We start from the raw sequence: 17,369 nt of genomic DNA, 5'->3' as shown, positions 1-17,369 counted from the left end.
ACATAAGTTTGTTATAGTGACTAAAGCACTTTCATCGACCGTGCCATGCTTAGCGGCAGAAGATCAACATGCCTATATCTTGAGTTTTATTCTTTGGGGGAACGAATTGGACGCAATAACTATCAACCACTTATTTTTAACTGGTGCGGTGCTCATCGCCATCAGTGTGCTTTTCTCACAAGTGTCCTCACGATTGGGCGTTCCGATTCTTTTGATCTTTTTATTCGTTGGTATGTTGGCGGGTGAAGATGGTCCGGGTGGTATTAATTTTGATGATTACTCACTGACTTATTTGGTGAGTAACCTCGCGCTTGCCGTGATCTTGCTTGATGGCGGTATGCGAACCAAGGTCGCAAGCTTCAAGGTCGCTTTCTGGCCGTCGCTCTCATTAGCGACAATAGGTGTAGCCTGTACCGCAACCCTAACCGGTTTAATGGCGGCTTGGCTGTTTGACCTGTCACTGATGCAGGGCATTTTGGTCGGCGCAATTGTCGGTTCAACCGATGCGGCAGCAGTATTCTCTTTGTTGAAAGGGCAGAGTCTCAACGAACGTGTTGGCTCAACCCTAGAGATCGAATCGGGTACCAACGACCCAATGGCGGTCTTCTTGACGGTTACCTTAATTGCGCTACTTGGCACCCCAGATGCCGAGATGGGAATGAACTTCCTACTGAAAAGCTTCGCGATGCAGTTTGGTGTCGGCACGCTTATCGGCCTTGGTGGTGGTTGGGTTCTATGGAGTCTAATCAACCGAGTACAGCTGGCTGATGGCCTGTATTCGATTCTGGTGCTCAGTGGCGGTGTGGCTCTGTTTGCCTTCTCTAACATGCTTGGCGGGAGTGGCATCCTATCGATTTACCTAGTGGGCTTGTTCATTGGTAATCGTCCGACGCGCTCTCGACACTCGATTCTTAATGTCCTTGATGGCATGACATGGCTAAGCCAAATCGTGATGTTCTTGGTGTTGGGTCTATTGGTGACGCCATCGACCTTGATGGACATTGCTCTTCCAGCATTAGCACTGGCTTTCGGTATGATTCTGTTTGCTCGTCCACTGTCTGTTTGGTTGGGCTTGCTGCCGTTCAGAAGCTTTACCACCAAGGAACGCTGGTTTGTTTCTTGGGTCGGTTTACGTGGTGCGGTGCCGATCATTCTGGCCGTGTTCCCGATGATGGCGGGCCTGCCTAATGCTCAGCTTTACTTCAATATCGCGTTCTTCGTGGTTATGGTGTCGCTGATTGTTCAAGGCGGCAGCTTGATGAAAGTCGCGAGATTGGCTCAAGTGACATTACCTCCAACGCCGACACCGATTTCTCGTACAGGCATTGAAATCTACCCTGCTAGTGAGTGGGAGATGTTTGTCTACAAGCTGAAAGAAGAGAAGTGGTGTGTCGGTGAGCCGCTTAAGCGTTTGTCTATGCCGGAAGGAACACGCATTACAGCACTGTTTAGAAAGGATGCCTTGCTTCATCCTTCGGGCAGTACCGTGCTAGAGGCGAATGATATCCTCTGTGTGCTTGGCCAAGATAAAGACCTAGATAGTTTAAGTGAGCTATTCAGTGAGGCACCGTTGGCCGAAGACGCAGCTCGATTCTTTGGTGATTTCTTCCTTGAGGTTGGGCTATCGATTGCCGCGGTGAGTGACTGCTATGGCATTGAACTTGGCTCGGAAGAAGAGCGCGACATGACCCTAAAACAATTGGCTGAACGCGAACTTGGCGCGCACCCAGTATTGGGCGATAGCTTCGAGTGGCATGACATCAATTGGGTGGTTGCAGAGATAGATGATCATAAAGTCGTCAAGCTGGGTTTATGTTTGCCTAAGACGACTTTAGAAGAGGATATAAGCGGCGCTTAATTATGGACTTCTTGCAGTAAGATAACCGCTTGAGTTCGGTTTTTTACGTCCAGTTTTCGGAAGATGGCTGTCATGTGCGCCTTGATGGTCGCTTCCGAAACATTCAATTCATAAGCAATTTGCTTGTTCAGCAGGCCGTCAGAAAGCATCCCTAATACCTTGTATTGCTGAGGCGTTAGGGTGGAAATCTTTTCCGCAAGGTCGCTACAGGCAGCATTGTTGGTAATCAGCCCTTCAGGGAAGAACGGGTCGCCATTCAGCACTTGATTGAGTGCACTCACCAATTCACGCATATCACTCGACTTGGGAATGAAGCCAAACGCACCGTGGCTCTTCACTTGAGTCACTACGCTGGCATCTTCACTGGCAGAAATCACCACAATCGGCAGATCTGGGTATTCAGCACGAAGTTGAATGAGACCAGACATACCATTTGCTCCCGGCATTTTCAGGTCGAGAAGTAGCAGGTCGGGTTCATCCTCTTTCTTAAGCAGAGTCAGCAAGGCGTCGAGAGAATCAGCCTCAAGCAGGTTCGCACCGCTGATCGCCATATGAACTGACTGAAACAGGGCGTTGCGGAAGAGAGGGTGGTCATCAGCAATGATGATGGTATAGGTCGAGTCCATGACGTTCATACTTTTAACAATTTAGTTAATATTTATTATCATCCTGATTGAGTATGTGGACAATATCTATGCATTAAAAGTCTGAACCATATCGACTTTTATCCCTGTTCTTGGAAAGTGTTTCCTATAATCACAAAAAAGCCGCACTACCATCTCGTTATGAGGAGCGGTGCGGCTTTCGTCAGAGCTTGTATTTAGACGAATGTCGTCGTTATAGCTGGTGGTCTTGCATGTGTTTTAAGAATACATCGGCAGGCATAAAACCAGTGACGCGAGCATTTGGAACATGGTTACCCTCGCCATCCCAGAACTCAATCGTTGGTAAGCCAAGTACCTGTAATTGTTTAAGCAGTTCAATGTCTTGAGGCATGTTTCTTGTTACGTCAGCCTGTAGCAGTACGAAGTCAGAAAGCTTGTTCTCAACATCAGCTTGATGGAAGGTGTACTTCTCGAACTCTTTACACGCTACACACCAATCGGCGTAGAAATCGAGCATCACAGGTTTACCCTGTTTCTTCGCTTCGATGAGTTGGATTTCGAGCTCTTCAACGGTATTGATGCGTGCAAATTGGATATGCTGTTGTTCTACCGTTACGCTCTTCTCGGCAAACCAATAGTTCAATGCAGGCTGTGCGGAAGCGAACAAGCCAAGCATCGCTATGATACCGACCGCACTCTGCTTCCAACCGCCGAATGGCAGTGCATTCTTGCTGTGGTACAGCCAACCAAAGGCGATGAAGCCAAGACCTGACCAAAGTACCGTTGCCCATAGTTCAGGGATAATACGCTCTAGCAGGAAGATTGGCGCTGCCAGCAAGATAAAGCCGAATACGATCTTCACTTTATCCATCCAGCTGCCAGCTTTCGGTAGTAGCTTGTTACCAAACACGGCAACTAAAATCAGTGGAATGCCCATACCCATAGCTAACGCATACAGAGCAATTGCGCCGGTAAACAGGTCACCACTTTGAGCGACATACAACAGCGCACCGGATAGCGGGGCTGTAGTACAAGGCGAACACACCAAGCCAGAGATCGCACCCATCGCGAACACGCCCAAGGTATTGCCACCTTGCTGCTTGTTACTCTGGTTGTTGAGCCACGTTTGGATGCTGCTCGGCAGTTGCAGGTTATAAACGCCAAACATCGACATAGCTAACGCCACGAACAGAACGCTCAATGCAATTAACACGTAAGGATGTTGCATCGCCGCTTGGAACTGCATACCCGCAGAGGCAACCACTAAACCTAATAGGGTGTAGGTCAGTGCCATACCTTGCACGTAGATGAACGACAACATCAGCGCACGACCTTGGCTGAGCTTGCCGCCACCTAATACGATACCCGTTAGAATCGGGTACATCGGCAAAACGCACGGTGTAAAGGCTAAGCCAACTCCGAGCGCTAGGAATAATAACGGTGTCCACCAACTGTCACCGAGCTTATCGGCTAGGCTTGCTTCTTTTGAAACGGGTGCACTTGATTGTGGAGTGGTGTTACTTGCAACGTCTGCTTTTGGAGAAGCCTGTTGCGTTGATACATCGGTCTCATTGTTTGCAGCCGATGAGTCTTGCGACACGGTGTTTGCTTGAGAGTCGCTTGAATCTGTAGCTGTAAAAGGCTCAATGTCGATGATTCGAGTCTCTGGTGGATAGCAGAAACCCGCATCCGCACAGCCTTGATATTTAACGATCAGCTGTGAACCATCTTGGTAACCTTGTAGAGGGACTTGCACGAATAACGGCTGGGTATAAATGCTCACCTCACCAAAGAATTCATCTTGGTGTGGTTTACCATCTTCTAATTCAACGTTACCGATCGCGAGATTTTGCCCAGTGAAAGAGAGGCTATGTTGGTAGAGGTAGTAGCCTTCTTTTACCTGCCAGTCGAGAAGCACTTTGCCATCTTGCTGGTAGTAATTGAAAGGGAAAGCTTGGTCTACAGGGACAAAACCGTTGTTATTGCCTCCGAAGCTTGGCTCGGCGTTGTCATTTCCAAAAAGCGCCCACGCAGGCTGGGTGAATAGGGAAATACAAACAAAAAGTAATGTGGCAAGTCGTCGCATACTATTTAGTCATCAAAATGGAGTTGAAGGTATCTTAACTCAATCAGACCGTAATAGTTTGTGATTAGTTTCATCGACCAGAAAATATCCGCTAGGGCGGGTGAGCAACCTTCATAGGCAGTCGAGAGAGAGTCAGCAGCGCAACTGCAGTGAACAGACCTTGCCAATAAGACATTTAGGCAACGCCCAAGCGTGCTTTGACCACTTGTTCGCAAGCATCAATGTTGGTTGTGTCTTTCGGGATAATTAACACGGTGTCGTTGCCGCCAACAGTGCCGATAATTTCGGTATGTGGGTCGATATCAACCAATCGTGCGACTAACTGTGCACAACCAGGGTGGGTTTTTACTATTACCATCGCTTGGTTATGAGTAATTAACTCAATTTGTGATGAGATGGATGCATCGACACGAACCGGTGCGCTTTCAACGGTGATGCAGTACACCTTTTTGCCACAGGCGTTCTGGATTTTTACCACGCCAAGTTGTGACAAAATACGAGATACGGTCGATTGGCTAATACCGGTATAACCGATCTCAACCAGTTTCTCGCGCAGTTGATTTTGGGTCGAGAAGCTTTGTTGTTGTAGTAAGCGTTTGCACGCTGCAGTCAATGTTTTATCTTCAGCTGAATACAAGCAACCGTGCTCAGTGATTTCGTTCATGAACAACTCCTTAAGGTCAACGTGTGGATATCGCTTGTCCATAGCGCCGAACGCACTCCCAAAGCCGTAGAGTACGATTATTAATAGGGCTTACCGATGAATCCCGAAGTAAAGAAGGGAGGGTATGCGAGATGTATGATCATCTATGCATTGAGTCTACCACTAAAGGATAGTTATCTTTTTGAAGGCGATCACCAAATAATATTCTGGTTTATTGCTTTTATTTTGGGTTTTTATTCTTTGGTGAGTGGATATTTATTCCGACTTGGGAATAAATATCCATGTTAGTTAAGTGGCTTTTGTTGCGAAGGTAATACCGCTAAGGGTTAGCGAATTTCATTCATGATCTCGCGAGAGAATACTTTTTCACAATAGTGACATTTTAGCTGCACTTTTTCCTGTTTTAGCTGCACTTTAAAGTGACTTTCGACAGGTTCACCGTGTGAAATACAGTTGCTATTTGGGCAAGAGAACACACTGTGGATTTGTTCTGGCAGTACAAGCGTTAGCTTGTTCACGACCTTGTACTCTTCAATCTGATTCACCGTTGCCTGCGGAGCATAAAGAGCCAATTGGTTGGCTTGTTCCTTGGTCAGGAAGATGTTCTCAATCTTGATTAGGTCTTTATGGCCAAGTGCCGATGATGGCAGATTTAACCCCATAGTGATGCGCTGTTCTGTCTTGTGCAGCTTAAACAGTTTAAGGATTTTGATACCAAGGTGAGCAGGGATGTGGTCAATCACGCTGCCGTTACGGATCGCTTCTACTTGTAGCTGAGTTTGTTTAACCATGACTGTTTCTCCTGCTTATAAAGTGTCGTTAAGAACTAGAGCTAATAGGGCTTCGCGAGCGTATACACCGTTTTCAGCTTGTTCGAAGTAGTAAGCGTGTGGCGTTTTATCAACGTCGGTGGTGATTTCGTCGACGCGTGGCAGCGGGTGAAGTACCTTCATATTTTGACGAGCGTCTTTCAATGTATCTGCGGTGAGGATGTAAGCCGATTTCATGTGTGCGTATTCCGACGCATCAAAGCGCTCTTTCTGTACGCGAGTCATGTACAGAACATCCAGTTCCGGCACCACTTCTTCAATGCTGCTGTGAGTGCTGTATTGGATACCCATCTCTTCTAACTCTTCACAGATGTAATCTGGCATCTCTAACACTTCTGGTGCGATAAAGAAGAAACGCACGTTATTGAACTTTGATAGTGCTTGCGTCAATGAGTGGACAGTACGGCCATATTTTAGGTCGCCGACGAATGCCACATTGAGGTTATCAAGCGTGCCTTGCGTTTCGTAAATCGAGAACAGATCCAGCAAGGTTTGAGTCGGGTGTTGGTTGGCACCGTCGCCGCCGTTTACCACCGGAACACCGTTAGAAAATTCAGAGGCTAAACGTGCTGCCCCTTCTTGTGGGTGACGCATCACAAAGGCATCGACGTAAGATGAGATAACCTGCACTGAATCGGCAAGTGTTTCGCCTTTCTTCGCCAGTGAGGTATTGCCGCCGTTATCAAAGCCGATGACCGTGCCACCAAGGCGCTGAACTGCGGTTTCAAATGAAAGGCGAGTTCGAGTTGAAGGCTCAAAGAAGCAGCTCGCAACGACTTTATTTTTCAGCAACTCTGGGTTTGGCTCAGCCTTGAGTCTTGCTGCTGTGTCGACGATAAGCTCCAGTTCATTACGAGTGAGCTCAGGTATGGAGATGATGTGCTTGTTAAATAACGAATGCGCCATAACGGGTCTTCCTTCTATGCATACAGTCAAATTGCGGACAAAAAAAAGCCCCCTAAAAATAGGAGGCTTCGAAACGATCAATAGAGCAAAATAAAAATGACACCACCGCCACTCTTTGGCGTGTAGTTTGACAATCATGTGCGACAGAATTGCAGTTCATTTTTTGCTCTCTTAAGACAAATTGCGGAGGATTATACTCAGATAAAAACGCCATGCAATACTTTCTGTAAAGTATTCATTTAATGGATTTTTATGCGAAATAGCCTCTACATTTTGCTTTGATTTAAGCCCTTGTTGAAACAGAAAATCTCAGGTTTTTTGGGGCGATAATGCCTTCAAGCTCATGAAAAAAAATGCGGGCTTTATCCAAGGGCTAAATCCCAAGTACGCCACCCGCATTTCCCTGTCATTGCACTTCACTTGTCCATCTCTTGCGAACAAGTGAGTGCTTAACTTCTTAGTTGCTTCGATTCTTAGCTGTTTAGGTAATTAACTGCCTAGTGTTGCAACCATTACTGCTTTGATGGTGTGCATGCGGTTTTCAGCTTCATCGAACACGATAGAGTATTCAGACTCAACTACTTCATCTGTTACTTCCACGCCGTCTTTTAGTTGTGGATATTCAGCAGCAAGCTGTTTGCCAACAGTGGTGTCTTCGCCGTGGAAAGCCGGTAGGCAGTGCATGAATTTCACATGTGGGTTACCCGTTGCTTTCAGCATTTCCATGTTCACTTGGTAAGGCATCATTAGGTTGATACGCTCAGCCCATGCTTCTTTCGCTTCGCCCATCGATACCCAAACATCGGTGTACAGGAAGTCACAACCTTGCACGCCTTCTTGAACATCTTCAGTCAGTGTAATTTTGCCGCCTGTGTGCTCTGCGATTTCACGACATTGAGCCAATAGCTCTTCTTGTGGCCAGAACTGTTTTGGAGCAACAAGGCGAATGTCCATGCCCATTTTCGCTGCGCCAACCATCAGAGAGTTACCCATGTTGTTGCGAGCATCACCTAGGTAAGCAAAGCTGATTTCATGCAGTTGTTTGCCACGGCCGTATTCGGTCATGGTTAGGAAGTCTGCAAGGATTTGAGTTGGGTGGAACTCGTCAGTCAGACCATTCCATACTGGCACGCCAGCGTATGCGCCTAGCTCTTCAACGATCTCTTGACCGAAGCCGCGGTATTCGATGCCATCGTACATACGACCAAGAACGCGAGCCGTGTCTTTCATTGATTCTTTGTGGCCAATTTGAGAGCCAGATGGGCCTAAGTAAGAGACGCGAGCACCTTGGTCGAATGCCGCGACTTCGAATGCACAACGAGTACGAGTCGAGGTTTTCTCAAAGATAAGCGCAATGTTTTTGCCAGTCAGTTTTGGCTGTTCGTAACCGTTGTACTTCGCTTTTTTAAGCTCCATAGAAAGATCTAACAAGTGTTGAATTTCGCGTGGAGTGAAATCTAGTAGTTTTAGGAAGTTACGATTGCGTAGGTTAAAAGCCATGATGTATTCCTTTTTAGATTTAGGCGCTTCCTTGTTACAGGGAAAGAAAATCCAAGAAAGCGCGATTCAATATTTAGTTAAATTTGTTCGGTTCTGTTTGTTACGTTTAATTCTGTGTTTACAAGCTCATAGAGGCTCGTTAGTGCGTTAACCTTTAGTGATATTGGTACCCGCTTGGCCTTGCAGGATTTGCAAGCCATCTTCGAGTGCACCGATACCCACAACCTTGCCGCCTTGCTCAATGAATTCGCACGATGCTTCAATTTTTGGCCCCATAGAGCCCGCATCGAATTCGAACATCGCTAATTCACTTGGCGTGGTACTGCGCAATGCGTGTTGAGTCGGTTTGCCCCAATCAAGGTATACAGCGTCCGCATCGGTCAGAATCAGTAGCGCATCAGCATCCAATTGTTTAGCTAGGAAAGCCGCTGACATGTCTTTGTCGATAACCGCTTCTACACCAACTAATTTACCATTCTCTTTTTTCACTGGGATGCCACCGCCGCCAGTACAAATTACTAGGTGACCTGCATCGATAAGCTGTGTGATCGCTTCGTGCTCAACAATGCCAGTAGGGCGTGGGCTTGGTACTACGCGGCGGAAATGTTGGCCGTCAGGTTTGACGATCCAGTGGAATTTCTCTGCTAGTTCACGCGCTTCCGCTTCTTCGTAAATTGGGCCAATCGGCTTAGTTGGATCCGCAAACGCAGGATCATTTGGATCAACCGTCATTTGGGTCAACATGCACGAGATGTTGCGGTTAGGCAGGTAGTTCTTGAACTCTTGCATCAACATGTAGCCGATCATGCCTTGAGTCTCACTGCCCAACACATCCAGCGGGTATGGGTTTACTTTTTTGTATTCCAAACCTTGCAGAGCAAGCAATCCAACTTGCGGACCATTACCGTGTACTAACACCACGTTGTACACTTTTGCGATTTCAGAGATGGTTTTCACCGCCGTTTCAATATTGCGGCGTTGAACATCGGCTTCTAACGGCTCACCGCGACGAAGTAGGGCGTTACCACCGAGTGCGACAACAACAGTTTGCTTAGTCATAATTGTGTTCTCTCATTTTGGCCAAGCTGAGATGATTTCAGATTGTTCAACTTGGCCGTTTCGTCTTAGTGATTAGATACCATCACGCTCAATTGGGCAGCTCATGCAGCGTGCGCCACCGCGACCGCGGCCAAGCTCATCTCCAGGAATCGGAAGAACTGTGATGCCTGCTTTGTCGTATTTTTCGTTGGTGTAGGTGTTGCCTTCGTAGCCAATCACGACACCAGGTTTAACGGTTAGAACGTTGTTTGCATCGTTCCACTGTTCACGTTCTGCATGGAAGTTGTCACCACCGGTTGTGATGAGGTTTAGTTTGTCTACCCCCAGTGCTTTTTCGATAGCCGTTACGAAGTAGCCTTCTTCTTTCACTTTTACTGCGCCAGACTCATCGCCAGTTAGGTTCCAGCACTGTACGTCTTTACTCACCACTTCTGGGTAAACAGAGAAGGTATCTTCGTTCATGTGCGTCATAACGGTGTCTAAGTGCATGCAAGAACGGTGTTTTGGTAGCTGCATTGCGATAACTTGTTTCGCCTGACCGTGTTTGAATAGGCTTGATGCTAAGTGCTCAACACCTTGTGCTGTTGTACGCTCAGACATGCCGATAAGCACTGTGCCGCGACCGATTACAAGAACGTCGCCGCCTTCAATGGTTGAGTTGTCGTAGCTGATGTTCTCTTCATCGCCAAAGTACTTAATGAAGTCTTGGCCTGCGAATGTTGGGTGCCAGCGGTAAATAGCGCGAACGTGGTTGGTTTCACGTTGACGAGCTGGTTTCGCCATTGGGTTGATAGATACACCACCGTAGACCCAGCAAGAGGTGTCGCGAGTAAATAGGTGGTTTGGTAGAGGCTCGATAATGAAGTCAGTTGGCGCGTGCATGCCTTGCATCATTGAAGATGATTTCATTGGCATTTCAGCGTAAGACAGACCACCCGTTAGGATTTTCGCTAGCTCTAGGTTTGGTAAGTCACCCAAGTAGCAGCGCACATCGTTAGCAAAAGTTTTGCCTAAGCGATAATCAGAAACTTGATGACTCAAAAGCCAATCTTTCGCTTCTGGCACGGCTAGCGTGTCTGCTAGTAGGTCAGTAAGAAGAAGAACCTCAACACCTTGATCACGTAGCGTTTGAGTAAATGCGTCATGCTCTTTACCTGCACGCTCAACAGCCAGTACGTCATCAAACAGCAAATCGTGACAGTTAGAGGGTGTTAAGTGAGTCAGTGCACGTCTTGGGCGGTGAACTAGAACGCGGCGTAATTGACCTATTTCAGAACCTACATAGAACTTACTCATGATCGTCTCTCTCTTATATATTTGAATTACTTTTATCGCTAAGAGTAATTATTTATTTTCAGTTGAGAAGAATGAATTATTTATTCATATCTCTTGTCTGGAATTAATATTACGCCTGCTAGTCAGGTATTCTTAGAGATCTATCACAAATCGTTTTTTATCCCGCAGCCCTTTAAAATTAAGGGTTTTAACAAACTTTATGCACTTTTGACTATTGGTTACCCCTTCTAAATAGTTAACTCTTTGGGAACATTATTCATGCTTTTTTCACTCGTATTACTAGAATGGAAATTCTAGGGGTTTATATGCAAATTAAATTTATTGATAAGAATGAGCTTAAGGTGGAAGTATGCAATGTTAGTATTTATATATTTAATTTTGAATGTGAAATTAATTATTTCTTAACAATTTAAATGCGAATTAAGCTATTGCGGTCACACTTTATAATCGAGTGTTTTAATCCGATTTTCTATGAAAATAGCCAATACTCATACTTTGGTTATTACAGCGTAAATTACTTTAAATATAATTAACGCTAATAAGTGACTAAGTATTTCTCTAAATATAGTAACGATGAATATTTGCTTTTTAATTAACCTTAGCGTCGATATTTAAAGGTTAGATTTGCTTTCTAGCCAGTGTCTCTGCTCGTTTAGGTTTTGCTGCTTTGATAGGTAGGTGGGGTGATAGAGAGGCTTTTAATGATGCGTGTGCAGCTTGTGAGGGTGTTTCGATGGAAGGGGCTTGTTGGTGAACGATAGTGACAAAAAAAGCCGCTAGAAAGCGGCTTTGAGTGAGAAAGTGAGGTGTATTGGTTTTAGATAAGTGCACCAATACTCAGAACAATGATGCAGAACACCATCAAGATACCGATTAATGGCATTACCCATTTAACCCAGCGCACGTAAGGGACACGAGCAATTGCCAAGCCACCCATTACGACCGCAGAGGTTGGTGTGATTAAGTTCACCAAGCCAGAAGCTGATTGGTAAGCGGTGATAACAAGGTCACGACCTACGCCAGCAAAGTCGGCCAATGGTGCCATGATTGGCATGGTGAGTACCGCTAAACCAGAGGTTGATGGCACTAAGAATGACAAGAGAATCTCTAAAAAGAACATCACGTTAATAAAGATAACCGAAGACAACCCGGTGACCATTTGCTCTGCAGAGAAGAGAATAGTGTCGGTGATCATACCGCGGTCCATCACCACCACAATACCACGTGCGATACCTATGATAAGCGCTACGCCCAGTAGGTCACGAGCACCATCAATGAAGCTTGAAGTAAACTCTTCTTCGCTCATACGAGACACAATACCAACGATGATGGTCGCTGCTAAGAACATTGCAGAGATCTCTGCCATCCACCACCCAGCAACGGATACACCGTAAATCATTACCGCGAATGAGCCGCCAAAAATGGTCAGAATCAGTTTACGAGTTGTGGTGAATTCCAGTTTTTCGCCACTTGCGTTGCCAAGGAAGTGCGCTTTGTTCTCTTCGTATTTGTCGTACACAATCGATTTGCTTGGATCGGCTTGAACCATTCTTGCGTAACGCATCACGTAAGCAACACAGATACCCCAACCAACAATCAACATACCAACACGCAGCACAATACCGTCGGTAAATGGAATGCCAGAGGCGTTAGCAGCGATAACCGTTGCGAATGGGTTAATGGTTGAGCCTAACACCCCAATACCCGCGCCAAGCAGTACCGTTGCAGCCGCTACTAGAGGGTCGAAGCGAGCTGCCATCATCACTGGTACTAGTAAGGTATAGAATGGCAGTGATTCTTCCGCCATGCCGTAGACAGTACCGCCCGCGGCAAACAGTGCCATCAGTATTGGTATCATCAACTCTTCTCGCCCTTCTAAGCGGGCGGTAACGCGTTCGATACCGGCATCAATCGCGCCAGTTTTGGTTACTAGTCCTAAGAAGCCACCAATGATTAAGATGAATAGCGAAACGTCGATTGCCGCAGCTTCATAGCTATTGTGGTCGTAGAAGCCATCAATAGGCGCTAGCAGTACGTCAATCACGCCTTGAGGGTTACCCTCTACCGCTTGATAAGTGCCTGTTACGGGTACTTCTCGGCCGAGTTCTTCATTCATTGCTCGGTCGTATTGTCCCGCAGGAACAATCCAGGTAAGCAAAGCAACGAACGCAATTAGAATAAATAAAATGGTATAAGCAGAAGGGAATTTAAAATTGGCAAAGAAGCCGCCCTTTTTTGTCTCGCTTGGTATCGTTTGAGTTGTCATGGCTATCTCCTTACATCATCTTAAATAGAAGTGATGTGAATTAGCGACTAATGATTTATAGATTGTAAATACATTGACTCTTATAAAAGTACCCAACGATAAAAGTTGCTGACTTTAAATTAAGGTTATTTTTATATTTACCAATCCAAATGAATTTAGATTTATTTTAGCTGCGGTTATTTTATTCCTTACTTAGCTATTTAAGTTTGGTGCTGTTCACAAAAATAATCGCCAATGAATGGGCTGGAAAATGGCAAAAAAACGGCAAGGTTTTTTGGTTAGTTAGCTTGGATTAATATTCGATGTAGATTAACGGGATGCGAGGGGAGATTGATTTGGTAGGTGTTGTTTCTAGTTGGTTTGAATAACCTTGGAATTTTATTCAAACTTTATTTTTGGGCGGGTTTTAAAGTTTATAATGGTTATTTGACGTGTATCAAATATCACATTGAGTAGAAAACAAAAAAGGAAGCCGAAGCTTCCTTTTAAATGTTCAATCATCAGCGAATGTTAGATAAACAGACCGCCGAATGCGAAGCCTAGTGCTACCGCAGTACTGATTGTTACCACACCTGGAATGAAGAATGGGTGGTTGAATACGTAGTTACCGATACGCGTTGAGCCTGTGTCATCCATCTCAACTGCCGCTAGTAGTGTTGGGTAAGTTGGAAGTACGAACAGCGCACTTACCGCAGCGAAAGAAGCAACCGCTGTGAGTGGTGCTACGCCAATCGCTAGAGCTGCAGGCATAAGTGCAACGGTTGTTGCGCCTTGAGAGTAAAGCAGCATAGAAGCGAAGAACAGAACAAGCGCCAGCATCCATGGGTAGTCAGCCAGTAGAGCGCCTGCTACGTCTTTGATCTCAGCAACGTGTGCGTTTACAAACGTTGAACCTAACCAAGCCACACCAAGTACACATACACACGCCGTCATACCAGAGCGGAATGTTGGTGCTGAAGAAATCTTAGCTGCATCAATCTTAGTGAACATAACGATTGCTGCCGCTGCTGCTAGCATTACAGACATGATCGCTTCGTTACGACCTAGCGCAGGGTTTTCAATCAGGCCAACAGAGCTAGAGATAGCCGCTGCGTAACAAACCACGAAACCAATCGCAGCTAGGAAGATGTAAGTCGCTTTCTTCGCTGTTGGAAGGATCTCGCGCTTCTCTTCTGTTGCCAGTTTGATTAGACCTTTCTCTAGACGCTCTTGGTAAACAGGATCGTCTTTCAGCTCACTACCCATGTAGTTAGCGACAACCGCGCCAACCATACAAGCGATGAAGGTGGTTGGGATACAAACCATCAGTAGCGTTAGGTAATCAACCCCGAACGGTGCAAGCATTGCTGCGAAAGCCACAACCGCTGCCGAGATTGGCGAAGCTGTGATTGCAATCTGAGATGCTACAACTGCGATAGACAGTGGACGAGAAGGACGCACGCCTTGGCCTTTCGCTACTTCTGCGATAACAGGAAGTGTTGAGAATGCTGTGTGACCAGTACCCGCCATTAGTGTCATTACAAAGGTCACGATTGGCGCATAAAAGGTGATGCGTTCAGGGTGCTTACGCAAAAAGTTTTCTGCAATTTGCACCAACCAGTCCATACCGCCAGCAACCTGCATTGCAGCAATTGCGGTGATAACAGACATGATGATCAAGATTACGTCGATCGGGATGAAAGATTGGCTTGTTGGAACGCCAAGAATAAGTGAAAGGGCAATAACACCAGCACCACCGGCAAAACCGATACCGATACCGCCAATTCTGGCCCCCAAAAAGATAAAGAGCAGGACGATAAATAGTTCTACTGCAATCATAAGTAACACCTCATTTAGATTTTATTATGTGAACATTCGCCGCCGGAATGTTCACATAATAGTTCTATGGTTTAGGTTCAATTAAGCAAAAGTGCAACATACAGAAATCCACAAAATAAACAGGGTTAACCGTATTGGAGCCTAAAAAAGGGCTCCCTTTGGAGCCCTTTCTCGCTAACTTTATTCGTAGCGCTTCGCTTTATACTGAGGATGCATCAAATTTTCAACAGAGAAAATGTCATCAAGTTCTTCTTCGGTCAATAAACCGCGCTCTAGAACCACATCACGCACGCTCTTACCTGTTTCTGCACAGATCTTACCAACAATGTCACCTTCGTGGTGGCCAATGTATGGGTTTAGGTAAGTAACGATACCGATAGAGTTAAATACGTGAGATTCGCACACTTCTTTGTTTACAGTAATGCCGTCTACACACTTGTCGCGTAGGTTCACACAAGCGTTTGTTAGGATGTCTAGAGACTCAAACATGCTTTGTGCAATAACGGGTTCCATTACGTTCAGCTGAAGTTGACCACCTTCTGCAGCGAAAGAAACCGTGTTGTCGTTACCTAGAACTTTGAAGCAAACTTGGTTTACTACTTCAGGAACAACTGGATTTACTTTAGCAGGCATGATTGAAGAACCCGCTTGCAGTTCAGGTAGGTTTAGCTCGTTCAAGCCAGTACGTGGACCTGAAGAAAGCAGACGCAAATCGTTACAAATTTTAGACAGTTTAACGGCTAGACGCTTAAGTGCGCCGTGCGTCATTACATATGCACCACAGTCAGACGTTGCTTCGATTAGGTCTTCAGCAGGAACACACTCTAGACCAGTTACTTCAGCTAGGTGTTTAACTGCAAGGCCTTGGTAACCCGGTGCTGCGTTCAGACCAGTACCGATTGCCGTTGCGCCTAGGTTAACTTCAAGCAGTAGCTTTGATGTGTATTCTAGGTTTTTGATTTCTTCGTTGATGGTTACTGCCCAAGCGTGGAACTCTTGGCCAACCGTCATTGGAACTGCATCTTGAAGTTGAGTACGACCCATCTTCAAAATTGTGTTGAATTCTTGGCTCTTAAGCTCGAATGCACCTTTTAGGTATTCAATTGCGTCGATCAGTTTTAGTACGCTGTTGTATACAGAGATACGGAAGCCAGTTGGGTAAGCACAGTTTGTAGATTGGCTGCGGTTTACATGGTCGTTCGGGTTGATGAACTCATATTGGCCTTTTTCTTTGCCCATAAGCTCAAGTGCCACGTTCGCAACTACTTCGTTCGCGTTCATGTTTACAGAAGTACCAGCACCACCTTGGAAAACGTCTGATGGGAACTGATCCATGCACTTACCCGTGTCTAGAATTAGGTCACAAGCTTGGATGATGTATTTAGCCACTTCGCTAGGAATTACACCTAACTCTTTGTTTGCTAAAGCCGCAGCTTTCTTTGTCATCACCATACCGCGAACGAATTCAGGTACATCTGAGATCGTTACATTTGAGATGTTGAAGTTTTCAACTGCGCGTAGAGTGTGGATGCCGTAGTAAGCATCAGCCGGAACATGACGTTGACCTAAAAGATCTTCTTCGAGACGAGTAGCTTGAGGAGCATCAACTTGTGCTTCTGATAGAGTAGCCATAACAGGATCCTTAGAGAATTATTCTGATTATATAGTTAGTTATTAGCCTATTCTGTGTGCAAATACTCCGTTCGCTAGAATATTGGGCTGATAAATCCGTCCTGACTTATGTGGCACATGATACTGTACCTAGCGCATAAAAATAGTAAGTTGATCACCTTTTTCGCTTTTGTTTCGTCAATATTTTGCAAAGTTATTCTTGGTCAATAAACACGCTTATTTACAGGATAAATTTGAGATTGATAGAGCTTTCAGCGTAAACTGGAAGTAACAAAGGAGGGCGTGTGTTTCCTATCTTATTATTACTATTTATCTTCGTACCCATCATTGAGATTGGGCTATTTATTCAAGTTGGTGGCTTTTTAGGATTGTGGCCAACTATTGCGTTAGTGTTGATTACTGCATTTGTTGGTGCCTCACTGGTTCGTAGCCAAGGCATCCAGACACTGATGTCTGTACAAGGTCGTTTGCAACAAGGCGAAATGCCAGCACAGCAGATTCTTGAAGGCGTGATGCTTGCGGTTGCAGGTGTATTGCTACTGACTCCGGGCTTTATGACGGATGCACTTGGTATGTTGGTATTGCTGCCAGCACCAAGAGCGATGATTGCTAAGAAAATGATGGAAAAAATGGTGGTTAAGAATATGTCTGGCGGCTTCCATGCTGGTGGGCAAGCGGGCTTTGGTCAGGGGCCATTTGGACAAGATCCGTTTAATCGTGACCCATTTGATCAGTCAAAAGATGGCAACACCTTTGAAGGTGAGTTTGAGAAGAAAGACGACGACAACGATCGTAACCGCTTAAACTAATCCCGTCGTTTTAACTTTCTTTTATATAGAAAGACAAACG

General features: G+C 45.6%; 13 protein-coding genes. 2 read left to right on the top strand and 11 right to left on the bottom strand.

The annotated features are described in order from the left end of the window. Positions 1-106 precede the first annotated feature (106 nt). Positions 107-1,858, top strand: coding sequence for a potassium/proton antiporter (locus OCV12_RS15085; protein WP_176680556.1), 1,752 nt, complete (start codon positions 107-109; stop codon positions 1,856-1,858). On the opposite strand, the gene OCV12_RS15080 is transcribed toward OCV12_RS15085, so the two are convergent. The 11 genes from OCV12_RS15080 to aspA form a co-directional block, all read right to left on the bottom strand. Continuing rightward, positions 1,855-2,484 (bottom strand): response regulator, encoded by a 630-nt coding sequence (locus tag OCV12_RS15080; RefSeq protein WP_019821543.1) that lies wholly within the window; start codon positions 2,482-2,484, stop codon positions 1,855-1,857. The two genes, OCV12_RS15085 and OCV12_RS15080, sit on opposite strands and share 4 nt — an antisense overlap. A 211-nt stretch (positions 2,485-2,695) precedes the next feature. Next, positions 2,696-4,549 (bottom strand): protein-disulfide reductase DsbD, encoded by a 1,854-nt coding sequence (locus tag OCV12_RS15075; RefSeq protein ID WP_261884972.1) that lies wholly within the window; start codon positions 4,547-4,549, stop codon positions 2,696-2,698. A 175-nt stretch (positions 4,550-4,724) separates the two neighbouring features. Then, entirely contained in the window at positions 4,725-5,213 is a 489-nt protein-coding gene (locus tag OCV12_RS15070; protein WP_017630898.1) for an arginine repressor, read from the bottom strand. A 326-nt stretch (positions 5,214-5,539) separates the two neighbouring features. Next, positions 5,540-6,004 carry an aspartate carbamoyltransferase regulatory subunit gene (gene pyrI, locus OCV12_RS15065; RefSeq protein ID WP_017630899.1) on the bottom strand — a complete coding sequence of 155 codons (465 nt, stop codon included), beginning with the start codon at positions 6,002-6,004 and terminating at the stop codon, positions 5,540-5,542. Positions 6,005-6,019: 15 nt separating this feature from the next. Then, positions 6,020-6,949: an aspartate carbamoyltransferase gene (pyrB, locus tag OCV12_RS15060; RefSeq protein WP_017062721.1), complete on the bottom strand. Its 930-nt coding sequence runs from the start codon at positions 6,947-6,949 to the stop codon at positions 6,020-6,022. Between the two features lie 489 nt (positions 6,950-7,438). Next, entirely contained in the window at positions 7,439-8,449 is a 1,011-nt protein-coding gene (locus OCV12_RS15055) for an ornithine carbamoyltransferase (protein WP_016793903.1), read from the bottom strand. Positions 8,450-8,596: 147 nt separating this feature from the next. After that, on the bottom strand, positions 8,597-9,508 hold the full coding sequence (gene arcC / locus OCV12_RS15050) for a carbamate kinase (protein WP_016790859.1): 912 nt from the start codon (positions 9,506-9,508) through the stop codon (positions 8,597-8,599). A gap of 72 nt (positions 9,509-9,580) precedes the next feature. After that, positions 9,581-10,804, bottom strand: a complete 1,224-nt coding sequence (arcA, locus tag OCV12_RS15045) for an arginine deiminase (RefSeq protein WP_076655799.1) — start codon at positions 10,802-10,804, stop codon at positions 9,581-9,583. A gap of 817 nt (positions 10,805-11,621) precedes the next feature. Beyond that, complete coding sequence (locus tag OCV12_RS15040) at positions 11,622-13,070, bottom strand: YfcC family protein (protein ID WP_176680552.1); 1,449 nt, start codon at positions 13,068-13,070, stop codon at positions 11,622-11,624. 510 nt (positions 13,071-13,580) lie between these two features. Further along, positions 13,581-14,888, bottom strand: a complete 1,308-nt coding sequence (locus OCV12_RS15035; RefSeq protein ID WP_017630904.1) for an anaerobic C4-dicarboxylate transporter — start codon at positions 14,886-14,888, stop codon at positions 13,581-13,583. Positions 14,889-15,068: 180 nt separating this feature from the next. Next, entirely contained in the window at positions 15,069-16,520 is a 1,452-nt protein-coding gene (gene aspA, locus OCV12_RS15030; protein WP_017630905.1) for an aspartate ammonia-lyase, read from the bottom strand. Positions 16,521-16,804: 284 nt separating this feature from the next. On the opposite strand from aspA, the gene OCV12_RS15025 reads away from it, so the two are divergent. Then, positions 16,805-17,329, top strand: coding sequence for an FxsA family protein (locus tag OCV12_RS15025; RefSeq protein WP_061033600.1), 525 nt, complete (start codon positions 16,805-16,807; stop codon positions 17,327-17,329). Positions 17,330-17,369: the final 40 nt, after the last annotated feature.

The sequence above is a fragment of the Vibrio pomeroyi genome (assembly GCF_024347595.1).
Lineage (GTDB): Bacteria > Pseudomonadota > Gammaproteobacteria > Enterobacterales > Vibrionaceae > Vibrio > Vibrio pomeroyi.
Note: the sequence above shows the minus strand (reverse complement) of the source record. Positions and strands in the feature narration are given on the sequence as shown.